General features: G+C 47.5%; 17 protein-coding genes and 1 tRNA gene. 6 read left to right on the top strand and 12 right to left on the bottom strand.

The genetic code is table 11. The features are described 5' to 3' along the window. Positions 1-11 precede the first annotated feature (11 nt). The 4 genes from QCB45_RS05320 to QCB45_RS05335 form a co-directional block, all read right to left on the bottom strand. The gene (locus QCB45_RS05320; protein WP_279419809.1) at positions 12-1715 is read right to left on the bottom strand and encodes a sigma 54-interacting transcriptional regulator; all 1704 of its coding nucleotides are present in this window, start codon (positions 1713-1715) and stop codon (positions 12-14) included. Between the two features lie 341 nt (positions 1716-2056). Continuing rightward, positions 2057-2875 (bottom strand): ABC transporter permease, encoded by an 819-nt coding sequence (locus QCB45_RS05325; protein WP_279419810.1) that lies wholly within the window; start codon positions 2873-2875, stop codon positions 2057-2059. Continuing rightward, entirely contained in the window at positions 2872-4122 is a 1251-nt protein-coding gene (locus tag QCB45_RS05330) for an ABC transporter substrate-binding protein (RefSeq protein WP_279419811.1), read from the bottom strand. The genes QCB45_RS05325 and QCB45_RS05330 overlap by 4 nt, the downstream gene beginning before the upstream one ends. 39 nt (positions 4123-4161) lie before the next feature. Next, complete coding sequence (locus tag QCB45_RS05335) at positions 4162-4947, bottom strand: ABC transporter ATP-binding protein (protein WP_279419812.1); 786 nt, start codon at positions 4945-4947, stop codon at positions 4162-4164. A gap of 524 nt (positions 4948-5471) precedes the next feature. Here QCB45_RS05335 and QCB45_RS05340 point away from each other — a divergent pair. From QCB45_RS05340 to QCB45_RS05350, 3 genes are all read left to right on the top strand, one after another. Next, positions 5472-6824, top strand: a complete 1353-nt coding sequence (locus tag QCB45_RS05340) for a cytosine permease (protein WP_279419813.1) — start codon at positions 5472-5474, stop codon at positions 6822-6824. Between the two features lie 34 nt (positions 6825-6858). Beyond that, positions 6859-7872 carry an alpha/beta fold hydrolase gene (locus tag QCB45_RS05345; protein ID WP_279419814.1) on the top strand — a complete coding sequence of 338 codons (1014 nt, stop codon included), beginning with the start codon at positions 6859-6861 and terminating at the stop codon, positions 7870-7872. A gap of 81 nt (positions 7873-7953) precedes the next feature. After that, positions 7954-8982 carry a formamidase gene (locus tag QCB45_RS05350; RefSeq protein WP_279419815.1) on the top strand — a complete coding sequence of 343 codons (1029 nt, stop codon included), beginning with the start codon at positions 7954-7956 and terminating at the stop codon, positions 8980-8982. An 82-nt stretch (positions 8983-9064) separates the two neighbouring features. On the opposite strand, the gene QCB45_RS05355 is transcribed toward QCB45_RS05350, so the two are convergent. The 5 genes from QCB45_RS05355 to rpsU form a co-directional block, all read right to left on the bottom strand. After that, positions 9065-9141, bottom strand: a tRNA-Ile gene (locus QCB45_RS05355). Positions 9142-9264: 123 nt separating this feature from the next. Then, positions 9265-11106: an RNA polymerase sigma factor RpoD gene (gene rpoD, locus QCB45_RS05360; protein ID WP_279420015.1), complete on the bottom strand. Its 1842-nt coding sequence runs from the start codon at positions 11104-11106 to the stop codon at positions 9265-9267. Between the two features lie 107 nt (positions 11107-11213). Continuing rightward, entirely contained in the window at positions 11214-12989 is a 1776-nt protein-coding gene (dnaG, locus tag QCB45_RS05365; RefSeq protein ID WP_279419816.1) for a DNA primase, read from the bottom strand. 114 nt (positions 12990-13103) lie between these two features. Then, positions 13104-13553, bottom strand: coding sequence for a GatB/YqeY domain-containing protein (locus QCB45_RS05370; RefSeq protein ID WP_279419817.1), 450 nt, complete (start codon positions 13551-13553; stop codon positions 13104-13106). 14 nt (positions 13554-13567) lie between these two features. Then, positions 13568-13783, bottom strand: a complete 216-nt coding sequence (gene rpsU, locus QCB45_RS05375; RefSeq protein WP_279419818.1) for a 30S ribosomal protein S21 — start codon at positions 13781-13783, stop codon at positions 13568-13570. A gap of 174 nt (positions 13784-13957) precedes the next feature. Here rpsU and tsaD point away from each other — a divergent pair, with 174 nt between their 5' ends. Continuing rightward, entirely contained in the window at positions 13958-14995 is a 1038-nt protein-coding gene (tsaD, locus tag QCB45_RS05380; protein WP_279419819.1) for a tRNA (adenosine(37)-N6)-threonylcarbamoyltransferase complex transferase subunit TsaD, read from the top strand. Positions 14996-15019: 24 nt separating this feature from the next. On the opposite strand, the gene plsY is transcribed toward tsaD, so the two are convergent. Continuing rightward, entirely contained in the window at positions 15020-15625 is a 606-nt protein-coding gene (plsY, locus tag QCB45_RS05385; protein ID WP_279419820.1) for a glycerol-3-phosphate 1-O-acyltransferase PlsY, read from the bottom strand. Positions 15626-15767: 142 nt separating this feature from the next. Here plsY and folB point away from each other — a divergent pair, with 142 nt between their 5' ends. After that, positions 15768-16130: a dihydroneopterin aldolase gene (gene folB / locus QCB45_RS05390; RefSeq protein WP_279419821.1), complete on the top strand. Its 363-nt coding sequence runs from the start codon at positions 15768-15770 to the stop codon at positions 16128-16130. Between the two features lie 29 nt (positions 16131-16159). Here folB and QCB45_RS05395 read toward each other — a convergent pair whose 3' ends face one another. Further along, positions 16160-16624 (bottom strand): FliG C-terminal domain-containing protein, encoded by a 465-nt coding sequence (locus QCB45_RS05395; protein ID WP_279419822.1) that lies wholly within the window; start codon positions 16622-16624, stop codon positions 16160-16162. Between the two features lie 19 nt (positions 16625-16643). Further along, positions 16644-17108: a FliG C-terminal domain-containing protein gene (locus QCB45_RS05400; protein WP_279419823.1), complete on the bottom strand. Its 465-nt coding sequence runs from the start codon at positions 17106-17108 to the stop codon at positions 16644-16646. A gap of 94 nt (positions 17109-17202) precedes the next feature. Between QCB45_RS05400 and QCB45_RS05405 the strand changes: the two genes are divergently transcribed. After that, on the top strand, positions 17203-18390 hold the full coding sequence (locus tag QCB45_RS05405) for an SAM-dependent methyltransferase (protein ID WP_279419824.1): 1188 nt from the start codon (positions 17203-17205) through the stop codon (positions 18388-18390). Positions 18391-18401: the final 11 nt, after the last annotated feature.

Below are 18401 nucleotides of genomic sequence, written 5' to 3' on the forward strand. Positions count from 1 at the left end.
AGACTGCTGTTTTATGCAAGCCCCAGCTTCTTCAAACGATAACTGAACTGCCTTGGTGTCATATTCAACAACAACGCGGCACGGGTTTTATTACCGTGTGCCATTTCAAGGGCTTGTTGTAATCTGGCCGATTCATCTTCCGAGACTCTCCAATAAGCTCTTTTCTCACTCTGTTCGTCCACAGTAGCAACCTGTGACGGCCAGCCAAAGCCGACTCTTGCAGCCTGATGCTGCGCCGCCATAGCAAAATCCATCGACGGAGCATTCGGCAAGATAGGAGCTTCTTGAGGCGGAAGATCAATGACTTTAGGTCCTTCAGGCTCTGTAACAGTAACCTGAGCTGCATGATTAATCGCACTTTCTTCCGCGATGATACGTTCAATCAGAGCCGATGAGATAAACCGACTTTCATCAGCCAGCAACACCGCCCTTTTCACCACATTTTCCAACTGACGGATATTACCCGGCCACTCATACAACTCCAAAAATTCCATAGCACCGTGATCGAAAATCGCACTGGCACTATATTCCTGGTTTGCCTGGTTAAGGAAATGTCTGGCCAACAAGCGAATATCTCCTTCCCTTTCACGCAAAGGAGGCAGCTCGATTGGAAAAACGTTGAGGCGATAAAAAAGATCCAGTCGGAATTTACCGCTGTTGACGGCTTCATGAAGATCTTTATGCGACGCAACGATAATTCGTGCGTCGACCGCAATCGGCTTGGTCGCCCCAACCCGTGTAATCGAACGCTCCTCTAGCACGCGAAGCAGTTTGGCCTGGAGCCCCAAATCCAAATCCCCGATCTCATCCAGAAACAAGGTGCCGTGGTTTGCGAGTTCGATCTTACCCTGTTTAGTTTGGGTCGCACCGGTAAAGGCGCCCTTCTCATGACCGAACAATTCGGATTCCAACAAATCCTGAGGGATCGCCGCACAGTTAATTGCGATAAAAGGGCCGTCCTGACGGTGTGAAGAGAGGTGCAACATACGTGAGAACTTCTCTTTCCCTGTTCCTGATTCTCCTTTCAGCAAAACAGTGACCGACGCATTAGCAGCCCTGCCCACTTTGTTCAAGGCAGACATCAACGATGTGCTTTCACCGATAATGCCATACTGACTTCCCTGCCCAAGTGCCATAGCCCTTAATTGTTCGTTCTCCTCCTTAAGGATCTGTGTCTGGGTTTCAAGCATGGCATTGACGGCCAGGATCTCACTAATAAACAGGGAGATTAGTTTCAGAATCCCCAAATCCTTATCCAGAGAACGATTACGATTACTTAGACGGTTGACAGCTAAAACACCGATGACAACACCGTTACGCACAATAGGCGTAGCAATGAATGCAACGGTTTCCTGTGGCAGAGTGGCACGATCGACTGTTCTGCAGAGGTAATCATCCTCCTTATCGATATCCGAAACGATAACCGGTGTCCCCGTGTACATCACCTTACCTGAAATACCCTCTCGCATCGCAAAACGACCACGAGCGACTTCTTCTTTGGTCAAGCCATAAGCATAAGCCGTATACAAATAACCCGAAGTCGTTTCTTGCAACAAGACACGTCCTCTGTTCAGGCCCATTTGACGGGAAATCAGACTTAAAATCGTATGAATTGCTTTCTGGGGATCGTAGGCATTCTCAATTTGCTCAGCTGCCTCTTTTATGACAACATATTCAGAATGATTGGCAATATCCAGCTGCTCTATTTGTTTCACAGAATCACCTAATTTTAAGGGACTTTATTAAGTCTCATCGTATCATTTTGTTCATCAAACCTAAAGCTAGGAGCGGCTTATGACCATCTCTTGCTCTTATTATGATCAACTCGAAATTGCGGCCATGAGAGGCCAAAAAGTTCGTTTAACCTTTAAACCTTCAAACGGTGAAAAATCGATTTATGAAGGTCTGATCATTGATCTTTTTTGCCAGAACGGCGAAGAATTCTTAAAAACGCCCGACAACCAGATTCTGCCTCTGGAAGGGCTAACTTTTATTGAGGTCATAAATTAAAAAACGGCTACAGGAGTTTCCTGTAGCCGTTTTGTTCTGACTTCGATTATTCGACGTGCCATGAATAGCGCTTAATCAATTTCACTGCAATGAAGTCAAGCAGAAAACCAATCGCCCCAATCACTACAACCATCGCCGCAAGCGTGTCGTAATCCAACGTATCCCTCGCATCATTGATGGCATAACCCAGCCCGGATGTCACACCCAGGTATTCGGCCGGAACCAATACCACCCAAGCAACACCTACAGCCAAACGAATCCCTGCAAACACATCTTGTGCAATTGCCGGCAAGATCACGCGTCTCAACATTTGGTAACCGTCGGCACCCAGGTTTCGAGCGACTCGGAACCAGTTAGGATCGATTCGCTGCACACCATGTGCTGTACCGAAAACAATCGGCCAAACCGTCGCCATCACAAGCAGGAAGATAATCGCCGCATCCCAAGTTTCAAATGCCAATACAGCGATCGGCATCCAAGCTAACGGGCTGATCATTCGCAAAAACTGGAACGGCATATTCGCAACCTGACGAACAGGTAGGAAATAACCAACCAAGATACCAACCGGTACACCGATTACAATCCCCCAGAACAGACCGATCAGAATACGGTACAGGCTGGAATAAATGGTATCCCATAGATAACTTGAACCAATAAGACCCCACAAGGCTGACAGAGCCGGCCCCGGTGCGAAAGCCGCAAAGGCTTCCGTATCCGGATTAGATTCGATCAAAATACCACCGATCCACCATAGGAACAGTAAGATCCCCATACCGATAAAGGCATTGACGACTCCCTGCAACCATGCAGGTAATTTCTTAAAGCCAGCCGAAAGCTGGCTTAACGAATCTAGCGCTACGCTCATATAACAAATACCTCTTCACGCTCTGTCGGGTTCGCAGGGTTGACGCCAGGAACCTTATCCCAAACACCGAATTTATCCATGGCGTTTTTGACATAATCGTAATTAACCAGATCCTTAACAACAAAATCCGTATCCAATTCGTTTAGGAATGTCTTATCTCCAGCTACCAAAGTGCTCTTCAGCTCATCAACAATAAACTTCGTTGCTGATGGATATGGATATGGGTTAAAGTCGATGCGTCCAGTTCCCCAATCTTCATGTTTGATCGCATCCGGTTCCGCATAATGAGCTGGATCATAATCCGTCATCGCCTTCAGAACGACTTTCGCTTTCATAGGTAGATAACGTTTACCTTCACGCGAAAGCATCTTGGCGACTTCTTCCTTGTTCTCTTGCGCATATAGCGCACCACGAACAACCGCATTCATAACCTTCTGAGACCAGACTTTCTTCTTCTCTACGTGCTCGTCATGCATACAGATAACGCAGCAAGGGTGGTTCTTCCAAACATCACCGGTGAAACGCAACATCTTCGCGCCCGCCAAGACTTCGCCCGCAGCATTGAAAGGTTCAGCAACGATAAAGGCATCGATCTTCTTCGCTGCCAATGCAGGAGGCATATCCGGTGGAGGCATGATCTGCAAGTTAACCTGATTTGGTTTAAGCGCTTCGGTCTGATCCTGGATAACCGGCTCCAAACCTGCATTTTTAAGCGCCATCTGCAAAACAATGTTATGCATCGAGTACCAATATGGAACAGCAATCTGTTTACCACCCAGGTCTTCAAACTTTTCAACACCAGTATGCTTACCTACTACCAGACCTGAACCGTTGGTATGTGCCCATCCAGTGATTTTTACAGGAAACTTATTGTTGTATCGCATCCAGACAGGAATCGGCTTCAGGAAATGAACCAAGTTGAATTTTTTAGCAGCGAAACCTTCAATAAGAGGAGACCATCCACGAATCAATGTTGGCTTTTCAACCTTTAACCCTTCATCTTCAAAATAGCCCATTGCATGAGCAACCAATAGAGCACTCGCATCCGTAATAGGTAAATAACCGATACGAACCACCTCATCATCCGGCATCTCCATGCTGGCGAGGGCATCCATCGGCAAACTCATCGCCGCGGCCAAACCTCCAGCCGCAGCCATACTGTCAAGAAGGAATTCTCGACGGCCTTTTTCAGGGTTAAATTTATAGTCATGTTTAGACATTTCATTATCATTACAATACTGACACATGGTAGCTCTCTCCTTGTCGGGAAATTAATTAGTGAAATCTTAGGAAGCCTGTTGCTCTAGCTCTTTCTGCTTCGCTTGATCGATCTTCTCGAACTCGCTGAACAACTGATCTTTTAACTGCGTGAATTCCGGCGCATTTCTGTCGCGGGGATAATCAAGCGGAACGTCCATATCTCCGACGATCTGACCAGGATTGTGACTCATGATCACAACATTGTCGGCCATCGCTATGGACTCTTCGATGTCATGGGTAACCAACACCATCGTGATTCCCTGATCATGACAAATCTGCGAGACCTCTGTCTGCAACGCAACACGAGTAAACGCATCGAGTGCCGAGAAAGGTTCGTCTAACAGCAACACTTCAGGCTCCGTTGCCAGAGAGCGCGCCAACGCGACCCTTTGTTGCTGCCCACCGGACAATTGCTGAACGTTCTTATCTTTATGTTCGGCCAAGCCAACCATATCCAACAACTCTTCAACACGATCCTGCTTTTCTTTATAGGTACCTGCAAAAACCAATCCTAAAGCGGCATTTTCACGCACCGTCATCCAAGGATATAGAGACGGCTTCTGAAACATCATGTTCCACTTCGCGCTTGGTTTGATAACAGTGTGTGTATTGATTCGAACCGCGCCTTCAGACGGCATCAACAGACCTGCAATCATTTGCAACAATGTCGACTTACCGCAACCGCTTCGCCCGATCAAAGCCGTCAACTGCCCTTTAGGAATCTTTAGATTGATATTGTCTAACGTAGGCTTAGACTGCTTCTTGTTATAGTAATGGGTTAGATCTGAAATCCAGATGCTTGACGAGGTCATAATCACTCCTGATATATTCTTCAACTACCCTTTAGCACCAAAATGACCACATGACATTTACCCTTATTTTTCAATGAGTTAAAGATTTATCTATACAAAACGCTCTTTATATTCAATCCAACACCGTGCATTCGCACCAACAATTACATACATTTATCTACAAAATATTACAAAGAAGAACAAAGAAGGGTTAAAAAACCTACAAAATCAAGACCAAACATAACAAACTAGACCTAGATCAAAACTGCACCAACAAATTCAAATTCAGCACTAATTAAAAACAATTAAGTTCTTAATTTTTAGAGACAAACCCTGTATATATTGAATAAAAGTAACTTTTTATTCTTGGAACGAATAATGCTTTCTAGAAAAAAGATTAGGGCCGTTCTACAAAGCCGTTTACACCCCCTCATCACAACAACTTCGGTTTACTCATCCACAAAAACCGCAGCTTGTTCATCCACAAAACAAAACTTACTTTTTATCTGATTTAACAAATCCAACTTATTAGGGAGGATCCAACCATGTCTGGCTTGGAGAAAAAGAAACTTGAAGAATATGAAGATGCAATAGAGCATCTAGAAGAGGAAGTGGATCACGTCCTTGGTGAAGAATATGAACATTGCGCCGTACCTGCAAAGGCACGACGCAGCATGTTCTCGGTCAGCATGGTATGGATCGGTTTCCCGATGATCATCACTGGTGCCATGACTGGTTCTCTACTTGTTATGGGAATGGGATTCATCGATGCTCTATGGGCGATGATTATCGGTAACCTATTGATGTTCGCTTATGTCGGAGGCCTGGGGCTACTTGGAACCAAAAAAGGTTACAACTTTGCACTTATCGCCAGTATCGTTTTCGGACGTAAAGGATACGTTTTAGCCTCGGGACTTTTAGCCACGCTGTTACTCGGCTGGTTCGCTGTTCAAACGGGTATCACCGGCGCATTAATCAATAGTGCCTTCCAGATCAACTATACGATGATGGCAATCATCGCTGGTGTCCTATACATCGGTATCACGTTCCTAGGGGTTCGCGGACTACACTGGATTGGTATGATTTCAGCGCCGCTTTTCGTCATCCTAGGTCTATGGGTAGCATTCGATGCAGCCAGCACAACAACCTGGGCGGAAATCGCAGCTTACCCTGGTAACAACCCAGAAGTTCCAATGGCGTTCGGTATCGGTCTGACTATGGTTATCGCACTGTTCATCGATGCGGGTACGGTTACTGGTGACTTCAACCGTTGGGCAAAAGACTCTAAGAGCTCTCTTGTAGCAACGTTCAGTGCATTCCCATTCGCAAACATGATCGCTATGCTGGTTGGTGGAATCATGACTGCCGCATTGGCCGTTCCTGATGCAAACCCATTCGGTGGAGACAACATGTTCGGTTACATGGTCTCTCAAAACATCGGTTGGTTGGCTGTCGTCGCTTTCGTATTCCTATTGCTTAACCTTGGTTCGGTTTGTTCACACTGCCTGTATAACGCAGCAACCGGTTGGTCACGTATCCTAGGAAGCCACATGCGTCTTCTTGCCGTCATTCTTGGTGCAATCGGTATCGTTATCGCCGCTACCAACGTTTGGGCGTTCTTCATCGAATGGTTAAGCCTTCTTGGAATTATTGTGCCACCTATCGGTGCCATCATTTTGATCGACCAATACCTAATGAGAAAAGACTCTGAAATCGATACTGACTGGCGTCCGAAAGCGTTTATCGCTTGGGCAATCGGTTCTGTTGCCGCTTTCATCGTTGAAAAATCCTTCCCAGGACTATCAACAGCAGTCTCTTCATTCATCATCGGTGGTGCGGCTTACTGGGTAATCATGTCCACCAGCGCTGAAAAAGTAGCTGCACCAGTAGCTAAATAACCGCTTAATAGTAATCAACGGAGATATAGACATAATGAGTGACTATAAAATTTTCGAACTGGGTGATTTTGTCACCCAAGGGGGCGCAACGCTACGCGACGCCAAACTGGCATATAAAACGTTCGGTACATTGAACGCAGCGAAAGACAATGTCATTGTTTACCCTACCTGGTACTCCGGGCAGCATTATGACAATGAATGGCTTGTAGGCCCAGGCATGGCGATGGATCCTGAAAAGTACTTCATCATCATTCCAAACATGTTAGGTAACGGGCTTTCTTCATCGCCTAGCAACACACCGGCACCTTATGACCAAGCGCGCTTCCCTGGCACAACACTTTACGATAACGTCACCGCCCAGCACAAACTGGTAACGGAAATGTTCGGCATCGAAAAGATCGCACTAGTTGCAGGTTGGTCGATGGGTGCACAGCAGACTTACCAGTGGGGAGCACAATTCCCTGACATGGTAGAGCGTATCGCACCTTTCTGTGGTTCCGCTAAAACTTCCGTCCACAACTTCGTGTTCCTGGAAGGGGTCAAGGCTGCTTTGACTGCTGATGCCGCGTTTGAGCACGGCTGGTACAAAACGCCTCCTACAAAAGGCCTAAGAGCCATGGCTCGCGTTTACGCGGGCTGGGGCTTCTCACAGCCCTTCTACCGAGAGGAGTTGTTTAAAGAGCTAGGCTACTCTTCACTTGAAGACTTCCTAGTCGCTTTCTGGGAAGGTTTCTTCCTAGATCGTGATGCAAACAACCTGCTTGCAATGCTATGGACCTGGCAATACGGAGACATCAGTGCCAACCCGATCTACAACGGCGATTTTGAAAAAGCGCTTGGGTCGATCACTGCTAAGGCGATTGTCATGCCTGGTGCAACCGACCTTTACTTCCCACCGGAAGACAACGAGTACGAAGTCAGCAAAATGCCAAACGCTGAATTCCGTCCGATTCCTTCCATCTGGGGACATTTCGCAGGCGGCCCTGGGCTGAACCCTGTTGATGTCACATTCATAGACGATGCGCTAAAAGAACTTTTAGCTAGCTAATCTCGCCTATAAAGGGTGGTCGTTCGACCGCCCTCCCCGCCTTAAAAATACAATTTACAATTTCGATAAGGAGAGTAAACAATGAGTGGACTCGGAGGCCTTAATAAATCTGACAAAGGTGTTGTTATCGGACTGGTTCAAAAACAACTGCCAAACGTCAAAACACCCGAAGATCTTGCACAAGAAACTCAGAACGTCTGTAATCTCGTCAAAAAAGCCAGAAACCAGATGCCTACCATGGACTTGGTCGTGTTTCCAGAATACTGTCTGCACGGACTTTCAATGGATACCAGTGATGAAATCATGTGCCATCGCGACGGCCCGGAAGTTCAGGCATTCCAAAATGCATGTCGAGAAAACCATATCTGGGGATGCTTCTCGATCATGGAATACAACCCGAACGGTTATCCATATAACACCGGAATCATCATCGACGACAACGGTGACATCAAACTGTTTTACCGCAAACTGCACCCTTGGGTACCGGTTGAACCTTGGGAACCCGGCAATCTAGGAATTCCGGTCTGTGACGGCCCTAACGGTTCGAAACTGGCTCTGATCATCTGCCATGACGGAATGTTCCCGGAAATGGCCAGAGAATGTGCTTACAAAGGTGCCAATATCATGCTGCGTACCGCCGGTTACACCGCTCCAATCCGACACAGTTGGAAAGTCACCAACCAGGCCAACTCGTTTTGCAACCTGATGGTTACCGCCAACGTCTGTCTTGCAGGCACCGACGGCACTTTCAATTCGATGGGTGAAGGTATGATTGTCGATTTCGACGGCACACCGATTGTTGAAGGTAATGGAATTCCAGATGAAATCATCACCGCGGAAGTTCGCCCTGATTTGGTGGACGAAGCCAGAATCAACTGGGGTGTTGAAAACAACATCTATCAATTCGGTCACCGAGGATATGTCGCTGTCAAAGGTGGTGCAATGGACTGCCCTTACACCTACATGACCGATCTGGCCGAAGGCAAATACAAATTGCCATGGGAAGATTCCGTGCGCGTCACAGACGGCACAAGCTGCGGATTCCCGGCTCCGGACAGAACCTACCAACCTACAAATGACGAGGAAGCGGCCAGCTACCTGTCACTCTAAAACGGCTAATTAAACGGCCAAGGCCCCGCATTTATTTTTCTGACGAGTAAAAGGATAAAAACCTGAATCAATGCGAAATGAATGGTGGGCCCTCACGGACTTGAACCGTGGACCTATCGATTATGAGTCGAGTGCTCTAACCAACTGAGCTAAGGGCCCCGAATGGGAAACGAAAATGAACAGGCCTGTTCATTTTGAGGTGCCTATTATAGCGACAAGCACCCCTTTATGAAATGATTTTGTAGCCCAATCCCTTAGATTGATGGGATTGGACAGACAGGATTAATCCAAGAAGCTCTTCAGGCGTTCTGCACGGCTAGGATGGCGCAGTTTACGCAATGCCTTGGCTTCAATCTGACGGATACGTTCACGAGTCACGTCAAACTGCTTACCAACTTCTTCCAACGTATGGTCGGTATTCATGCTCAAACCAAAACGCATACGCAGAACCTTCGCTTCTCTTGGCGTCAATGTACTCAACATCTCACGCACAGTCTCACTCATGCCTTCTGCATCGGCCGCATCCTGAGGTGACAGGATATTCGAATCTTCGATGAAGTCACCCAATGAAGAATCTTCGTCATCCCCAATCGGAGTTTCCATAGAGATAGGTTCTTTGGCGATTTTCATCACCTTGCGAATCTTGTCTTCCGGCATTTCCATCTCTTCCGCCAACTCTTCAGGAGTCGGTTCACGCCCCATTTTCTGAAGCAACTGACGCTGAATACGGTTCAGTTTGTTGATGGTTTCAATCATGTGCACCGGAATACGAATGGTACGCGCCTGGTCGGCAATCGAACGCGTGATCGCCTGACGAATCCACCACGTAGCATAAGTCGAGAACTTATAACCACGACGATATTCGAACTTATCAACCGCCTTCATCAAACCGATATTCCCTTCCTGAATCAAATCCAGGAACTGCAAACCACGGTTGGTGTACTTCTTAGCGATAGAGATAACCAAACGCAAGTTCGCCTCGATCATTTCACGCTTGGCAACTCGCGCTTTGTTTTCAGCTTTACTCAAATCCTTGTAGGTCGATTTATAAATCGAAACCGGCATTTTCTCGGCTTTTGAAATCATCGCCAAACGTTTCTGGGCACGCTTAACATCGGCACGAACCTCTTCCAACTGCGGAGCCAATTCAGGCGCTTTCTCGATCAGACGATCGATCATCTCGTAATCAGTTTCAGAACCAACAAACGTTTCCAGAAAAATAGGACGTGGTACTTTGATGTTACGCATCACCATATCAACGATAATACGTTCCTGTTCACGAATTCCGGCAATCTTCATTTTGATCTGCTTGATCATGCGATTCGAGAATGCAGGTGTGATCTTAACCGACTGCAAATGTTCAACAACAGCGGTTCTTTTCTTAACGGCTTTTGCATCTGAAAAACCGTACTTCTCTTCCGCTTCAAGCGCTGCTGCGTTCAACTTGGTCAACACTTTAAGGAATTCAGCCAACTCTTCCGGATCAACACCGTCTTCTTTCGGTTCCTGATTATCGCTATCCGGAGAAAGCTCTTCGACAGGTACGTCGATCAAATCACCCGGACGAACAAAACCTTGAATCACGTCGGCAACCTTACCTTCACCGTCTTCCATTTTGGTGAAAGTATTCAAAATATTGTCGGCAAAAGCTGGGTAGGTCGCCAAGGCATCCAACATTTCACGAATACCCGATTCGATACGCTTGGCGATCTCAATTTCACCATGACGAGTCAAAAGCTCTACCGAACCCATCTCGCGCATGTACATGCGAACCGGATCCGTTGTACGACCAAATTCGGAATCCACTTCAGCCAATGCCGAAATAGCCGCTTCCGCTGCCGCATCGTCAAACAGCTCGCCATCTTTGGTCAATAACTCGTCTTCATCAGGAGCCGTGTCAAAAAGCTGAATTCCAAAATCTTTCAGAATCGTTAGAACCTGGCCTAACTGATCTTCTTCGATATCATCCGGCAAAACATCATTTACATCGGCATAAGTCAGGAAACCTAACTCTTTAGCACGCTCGATCAAATCAATTAACTGCTGTTTTCTTTCAACTTTTGTCATGTCTGCCTCGATACTTTTGGACTCAAACTCTTCACACTGTCGACTTTTAGTGCTCAGAAAAAACGGAACCCGTTATTATACTCAAATTTCTTTGATTTTACCTGTAAATTCTTTAAAAAAGATTACCTTAGTTAAATTGCAAGCAACTCGTAAACCAATTTCGACTACTTCTCACCGGCCAAGCTCTGCAATTTTATCATCTCGGTTAAATCCCAACCGGATCGACCAAGCTTCTCTTCATCCAAAGCGACCGCCAATGCGACAATGGCCACATCAAACTCCGCCCTCAGAAATTGATCGTCATCGGGTAACTCCGATTGCTGAATCAATTCCAACTCTGATTGAAAACCGTTTTGCGCTAACCAATGTAGTGCAGATTCGGCTATAAAAGAGTGCTCTACAATACTTTTAATCGCTCCGCCCAGTACTTGATAGTCACGATTGTTCGTTTTTAAAAGGTCTTTCGAAAAATTTTCCGGAAAAAATTCTGCCCACCCAGGCCTACGCAATAGAATTCGAACCAATTTCAACGGCAGAGTCACTACTCTACTAACAGGCGCCGAAGACACTTTTGCCGGTTTAAAGTTGTCCTTTTTGCCTCCGGCGAAACCGGAATACACATTCAACTGCTTCTCCAGACGCCATGCCGGCAAACCAACCAACTCCGACAAACCTTCTACCAGCAAATACTGGTACAAACCTTTTGCCAACTGCACGAACGGCGTTGCCAACGAAACCATTTGCTGACGCCCTTCGATGGAATTCACCGGAAACGACAACTTGCCCTGCAATCCCTGCAACAGGAAGTCGGACAATGAAAGCGCATTCCCAACTCGGGTGCGAAATGCTTCCAAGCCCTCTTTTCGAACCATCGAATCCGGATCTTCACCTTCCGGCAAGAACAGGAACTTCACCGAACGCTCACCTTCCATCAACGGAAGAGAAAGCTCCATAGCCTTCCATGCCGCTTTCAAACCAGCCTGGTCTCCATCGAAACAAAACACAACTTCATTGACCTGACGAAACAGCATCGCTAAATGATCTGCAGTCGTAGCCGTCCCCAAAGTTGCTACAGCGTTGCGCAACCCGAACTGCGCCAGAGCAACCACATCCATGTAGCCTTCCACTACCAAGATATGATCAAACTTTTCACGTGTCTGGCGCATCTCATAAAGACCATAGAGTGCATAACTCTTATGGAAAATTGGCGTTTCAGGCGAGTTAAGGTATTTAGGCTGATCGTCGCCCAGCACACGCCCGCCGAAGGCCACCACGCGTCCACGCCCGTCACGGATCGGAAACATAATACGGTGACGGAAACGATCATAAATTTTGCCGTCATCCTTTTCCACCAACATGCCGACTTCCACCAACTGCTGCTTAAGTTTCGCATCTGCATGCAGCCCGGAAACCAGACTATCCCATCCCGGAGGTGCAAAGCCGATCACATACTCCTTGGCGATTTCAGCACTCAAGCCCCTTGCTTTCAGGTAGCTTTTGGCCTCTGCTGAAGCGGGATGATCCCTTAGCTGATGGCGGTAAAATTTGGCAGCCAAATGCATGACGTCATACAAATCCCGCTGCTTTTGCTGCTTGACCTGCTGGACCGCCTGCTGCTGAGGGGATAATTTCTCCCTCGGAACTTCCATACCGTACTGGGCCGCAAGTGCCTCAACCGCCTCTACAAACGAAAGACCGTCATACTCCATCATAAATTTCAGGGCATCGCCGCTCGCGCCGCAACCGAAGCAGTGGTAGAACTGTTTAGTCGGATTAACATTGAAGGACGGGGTTTTCTCGTCATGAAAAGGACAACAGGCCTTATAGGTGGCACCTGCTTTTTTCAGCGGAACTCGCTGATTGATAACTTGCACGACATCGGCTCGAGCCAACAAGTTCTCGATAAAGGAACGCGGAATGGAACCCGTTTGATTCGCCATTACTCACACCTTATCCACAGAAAAATACACACCCCTTAAAACGCAAAAAACCCGCCAACTTTTCAATTGACAGGTTTTTATAGAAATGACTCTTACGAGTCCAGTAAAAAGCTGTTAGCCCAACTTGGCTTTGATCAACTTGCTGACCGCGCCCATATCTGCACGGCCTTGCATCTGAGGTTTCAGCTGGGCCATGACCTTGCCCATGTCCTGCATGGAACTCGCACCCGTCTCCGCCACGGCCTCGTCGATAAGCTGACTGATCTCGTCTTCCGTCAATGCTTGCGGCATAAAGTCTTGAATCACCGTCATCTCATAGGCTTCTTGCTCAGCAAGATCCGGACGATCGGCATCCATATACTGTTGCTGAGCGTCGCGACGCTGTTTCATGGCTTTATCCAGAACAGCCAACACTCCTGCATCGTCCAATTCTACTTGATTGTCGATTTCAACCTGTTTAACCGCAGCAAGCATAGAGCGAATAACGACCAAGCGTTCTTTCTCTTTTGCCTTCATGGCATCCTTCATGGATGCCGTCAGTTGTGCTTTCAACTCACTAGACACGAATCACTCCGCTCTTAGTACATACGAGTTGTACGACGGTTCTCACGCGACAAACGCTTAGCTAGACGCTTAACAGCGGCCGCTTTCATGCGCTTACGAGCCCAAGTTGGCTTTTCATAAAACTCGCGCTTACGCGCTTCAGTTAACACACCTGCTTTTTCGCAAGCACGCTTAAAACGACGTAGTGCTACGTCAAATGGTTCTGTATCTCTGATTTTTACGCTTGGCATACTATTACCTATTAAATTTTTTGAATTCGGTTCATGTCATCCCTCTCAAGATTAAAGGAGACAGCGGAAAACGTGGAATTATAAATTTCCAATTACTTTTTTGCAAACCTTTTTCCAATAAAAGACGATTATTTTGTTAAAATTCAGCCACTTTGATGGCGTTGGGTAACAAACATGACAGATTCTCTTTTAGTTCTAGGTATAGAAAGCTCCTGCGATGAGACAGGTGTCGCACTTTACCATACCGAAAAAGGCCTTATAGCCCATACATTATATACCCAGATGGAACTGCATGCCCAATACGGTGGAGTTGTACCCGAACTGGCCTCACGCGATCATATCCAAAAACTCGCCCCGCTCATCCTGCAGACATTAGAAGATGCGAAGGTAAAACCTGCCGAAATCCAAGGCGTCGCCTACACGGCCGGTCCGGGATTGATGGGCGCACTTCTCGCCGGTGCGTCGGTTGCACGCAGTTTAGCCTATGCCTGGCAAGTTCCCGCGGTTGGAATCCATCATATGGAAGGCCACTTACTCGCACCTATGCTGGAAGAAACCCAACCCGAATTCCCGTTTATCTGTCTTTTGGTCTCCGGCGGACATAGCATGATCATCCGGGTCGATGGTATCGGCCGCTACAAAGTCCTAGGCGACACGCTTGACGATGCGGCCGGCGAAGCCTTCGACAAAACAGCTAAAATGCTGGACCTGGGATATCCCGGCGGCCCGAACGTATCCAACCTGGCATTAAAGGGTGACGCGACCCGTTATAAATTTCCTCGTCCGATGGTCGACCGTCCCGGTTTGGACATGAGCTTCAGCGGCCTCAAGACCTACACATTAAATACCTGGCAAGATGCCGTTGAAAAGGGCGATGCAACCGACCAAACCAAAGCCGACATCTGCCGTGCTTTTGAACTGGCGGTGGCCGATACATTGAGCATCAAATGCAAGCGTGCTTTGGAACAGGAAGGCTTGAATCGACTGGTCGTCTCGGGCGGAGTCAGCGCTAACCGCGAGATCCGAGCCAAACTAGACAGTTTGATGAAAAAACGTAGAGGAGAAGTGTTCTACCCACGTTTGGAGTTCTGCACCGACAACGGTGCCATGATCGCCTACGCCGGAGCACAGCGTTTACAAGCGGGCCAGCACAACGATTTGAATTTTGCCACCACGCCTAGATGGTCGCTGGAAGACCTGCCTGCAATCTAAAAAGACAGACCTGCCCAGATTAAATCACTCTTTTTCCGGCGTATTTTTGATGCGGCTTTCTTCGCCACTCAACAAACGCTGGATATTTCCTTTATGGCGCCAGAACAGAATCATAGTCATCACTAAAGTCACTGCTGTCCAACTCACTTCGCCGGACAGAAAATAGACATACACCGGCGCCAATGCGGTCGCAATCAAAGCCGATAGAGAAGAAATTTTCAACACCTTAGCGACAAACAGCCAGGTTCCAGCAACGGCCAAACCAATCGGCAACGACAAACCGAACATGACACCCAGCATGGTAGCGACACCTTTTCCGCCGTGAAAGCCGAAAAACACCGGATAAAGATGCCCGATGAACGCCGCAAAGCCGACCAGCACGATCGCTTCGGGGGACAATGCCGCCCAATGCGCAACCGCAACCGGCAAGACCCCTTTTAACATATCGCCGATCAAAGTGATCGCCGCCGGCTTATTGCCGTAAAGTCGTTTAACGTTGGTCGCCCCCGGATTCCCTGAACCGCCTTGACGCGGATCGTCATATCCCATCAGCTTACATACAATGATTGCCGATGACAAAGAGCCTAACAAATACGCTCCGACCAAAAATAAAATCGCCGTTAATTCCATTTGTGTATAACCTTCTTATTACCCGCCTTGGTACTAGCAAGCCTGAACTTTGAGATTGAATGATTTTACTAGAAGTAGATAATAAGCGTTCAGATAAATCCTTTAAACACGGCCTTCAACTTGCCGAATGGACAGAAAACGCATGGACACGATCTTTATCCAGGGACTTAAAACCCAAGCCATCATCGGCATCTACGAATGGGAACGCCAAAACCGTCAACCGCTGATTTTCGATATCGAAATGCAACTGCCCATTGGTAAAGCAGCGAAAAGCGACGCCATTGAAGACACCGTCGATTACAAACAGGTATCGGATGAAGTCCTGGAGTTAGTGGAAGAAAGCCGTTATGAACTACTGGAAAGTCTGGTTGAAGCCATCTGCGAGCATATCTTTAGCCATCACTCGGCAGTAAGAAAGATTCGTTTAAAAGTCAGCAAACCACAAGCGGTCGAAGAGACTGAAACGGTCGGATTGATTATTAACAGGGAAAGGCCGTCTGCTTAAGAAGCAGTTCAGGCTGTTGAGAAGACGGCTTACTCCATCTCTTGCTGAATTTCTTTCTGACGCTGCACCGCTTTTTTGATTAACGGCACCAATTGTTCCATATAAAGACACGCGTGCTGAACCGTAATCTTGTCATGTAGCTCGAATTCCTCTTCGAACAAACGCTGGTTCTGCCGAGACAGGTTCCGTAACACTTTCTCGCGCAAAGAATCCCCCTCTCCCAACCGAACCAGTGTCACCAGCTGTTCGGAAGTAATTTGTGGGGCAAAAGTCTGGAAAATACGATCGTCGACAGCACACATTTTTGTTGCTAAAGCTTTATACGCTTGGAGCTTCTTATCCAACAACAGTGCTTCCTCTTCACTGAACTGATTGAGCCGCTTATCAATCACAGAGTGCAAAGCTTCGATAACCTGCGGCGGCAAGGCTAGAGTCACCGGCCCCATTTCCAACTGATATTCACCGCTTTCGTCGCGCTTAGCTGAAATTTCCATAATCTTAACGCCCACCTGGCTAAATATATTGCGTATCTTCTTTGATGAATTCGATCTTACCGCTGGCTTCCAAATCAAACATTTTCTCAATGATATGCTGGATCGACTCTTTCGCCTGCTGCTCTTCCGGCATATTGTTCGAATCCAGATCGGCCTTCAACTGTTTGGCGAGAATGCCCCCCAGATTTTTCAAAACCCGATCGGTAAATTCAGGCTGCTCGGCCAGCATCACCAAATCCAGAACCGCCTTACTATCCACTTCACTTAAAACCTTCTGCAGACCCAAATCATCCAAATCATCCAGTTTCAAACCCAGCTTCACGTAACTTTTCAAGGTTGAATGGCTCTGGCCGTGCTCCAATGCCAGAAGGTGCTCCAAAGTAATGTGAAGAAGCGCAACGGAAAATCGGTCCATTTTCACGGACGCACATCCCATATTCACCTGCCACTCATTTTCATGCAACTTTTGAATGCCAACCTTCATGATCCTCACCGCTTTATCTACATATTCCCTAGTGGTTTCAACCACTTTATAGCATAATACCACACTCTACTTTGAGAACATCCTCCTAACCCGTATGAAAGCCAACAACACCTTACCAGAACCCTCAAACGAAGCTAAAGAACATAGCTCCCAACTCAGCGAAAAAATCCAACGTAGTCTTCGCCGTCATCCGGATATGCGTTTTTCCCAGTTCATGGAGATGGCCCTCTACACGCCGGGACTGGGTTATTACGCCAGCGGCCTGCCAAAAATCGGAGAGCAGGGCGATTTCATCACCGCCCCGGAAGTGTCGCCAATCTTTTCACGATGCATCGCCCGACAAGCCATACAAGTGCTGAACAAACTCGACACCCCCAACATTGTCGAATTCGGTGCCGGACAAGGCACTATGGCGAAAGACATCCTGCTGGAACTCGAAGCTCAGGAACAACCTCTGGAAAACTACTACATCATCGAGCTCAGCGCCGACTTGCGCGAACGTCAGCGGTTTACACTCAGGGAAAACCTGCCGGACGACTTGTATGAAAAAGTGATCTGGCTGGACAGCTTACCAAAAACGCCAATTCCGGCAGTCGTTCTGGCGAATGAGGTGTTGGATGCGATGCCGTTCGAACGCATCCGTATCGAACCGCAACAGGCTCTGCAAGGCTTCGTTCAATACAATGAAGACACTCAACAATTTGGTTGGGATTATCGAAAAATCACTGAGAAAAAATTACAACAGTTCGCCAACCAGTTAATCAATCACATTGGCGAAGTGTCCGAACTCGGCTACGAAACCGAAATCAATCTCAACATTCACCCTTGGCTAAAGTCGTTGAGTGATAGTCTGTCGCAAGGGGTCATCCTTTTGATCGACTACGGCTACACGCGCCAGGAATACTACCAACCGGCCCGAGTCATGGGAACCTTACGCTGTCACTTCCAGCATAGAGCACACAGCAATCCGTTCTTCTACCCAGGACTGCAAGACATCACAGCTCACGTCGACTTCACGGCCGTGGCCGAAGCGGCTTACGACAGCAACCTGAAAGTAGCCGGCTTCACGACTCAAGCGCACTTTTTAATGGGAACAGGCCTGCTGGAAATGTCTTCCGATCCAAACATGCCAATCACCGAACAAATCCGCATCGCCCAACAGATCAAGACCTTGACCCTGCCGAACGAAATGGGGGAAACCTTCAAGGTCATCGCGCTCAGCAAGCAACTTGATGTTAAACTGATGGGATTTGAAATGCGCGACCTGCGCCATCAACTGTAAACGCTTAAGTC

Source organism: Thiomicrorhabdus sp. ZW0627 (genome assembly GCF_029767005.1).
GTDB lineage: Bacteria > Pseudomonadota > Gammaproteobacteria > Thiomicrospirales > Thiomicrospiraceae > Thiomicrorhabdus.

Bases quoted from the DNA above. Each gene is read 5' to 3' on its own strand.
- QCB45_RS05325 (WP_279419810.1), bottom strand. From the start codon at position 2,875: ATGAGCGTAGCGCTAGATTCGTTAAGCCAGCTTTCGGCTGGCTTTAAG.
- QCB45_RS05330 (WP_279419811.1), bottom strand. From the start codon at position 4,122: ATGTGTCAGTATTGTAATGATAATGAAATGTCTAAACATGACTATAAA.
- QCB45_RS05335 (WP_279419812.1), bottom strand. From the start codon at position 4,947: ATGACCTCGTCAAGCATCTGGATTTCAGATCTAACCCATTACTATAAC.
- QCB45_RS05340 (WP_279419813.1), top strand. From the start codon at position 5,472: ATGTCTGGCTTGGAGAAAAAGAAACTTGAAGAATATGAAGATGCAATA.
- QCB45_RS05345 (WP_279419814.1), top strand. From the start codon at position 6,859: ATGAGTGACTATAAAATTTTCGAACTGGGTGATTTTGTCACCCAAGGG.
- QCB45_RS05350 (WP_279419815.1), top strand. From the start codon at position 7,954: ATGAGTGGACTCGGAGGCCTTAATAAATCTGACAAAGGTGTTGTTATC.
- dnaG (WP_279419816.1), bottom strand. From the start codon at position 12,989: ATGGCGAATCAAACGGGTTCCATTCCGCGTTCCTTTATCGAGAACTTG.
- rpsU (WP_279419818.1), bottom strand. From the start codon at position 13,783: ATGCCAAGCGTAAAAATCAGAGATACAGAACCATTTGACGTAGCACTA.
- tsaD (WP_279419819.1), top strand. From the start codon at position 13,958: ATGACAGATTCTCTTTTAGTTCTAGGTATAGAAAGCTCCTGCGATGAG.
- plsY (WP_279419820.1), bottom strand. From the start codon at position 15,625: ATGGAATTAACGGCGATTTTATTTTTGGTCGGAGCGTATTTGTTAGGC.
- folB (WP_279419821.1), top strand. From the start codon at position 15,768: ATGGACACGATCTTTATCCAGGGACTTAAAACCCAAGCCATCATCGGC.
- QCB45_RS05395 (WP_279419822.1), bottom strand. From the start codon at position 16,624: ATGGAAATTTCAGCTAAGCGCGACGAAAGCGGTGAATATCAGTTGGAA.
- QCB45_RS05400 (WP_279419823.1), bottom strand. From the start codon at position 17,108: ATGAAGGTTGGCATTCAAAAGTTGCATGAAAATGAGTGGCAGGTGAAT.
- QCB45_RS05405 (WP_279419824.1), top strand. From the start codon at position 17,203: ATGAAAGCCAACAACACCTTACCAGAACCCTCAAACGAAGCTAAAGAA.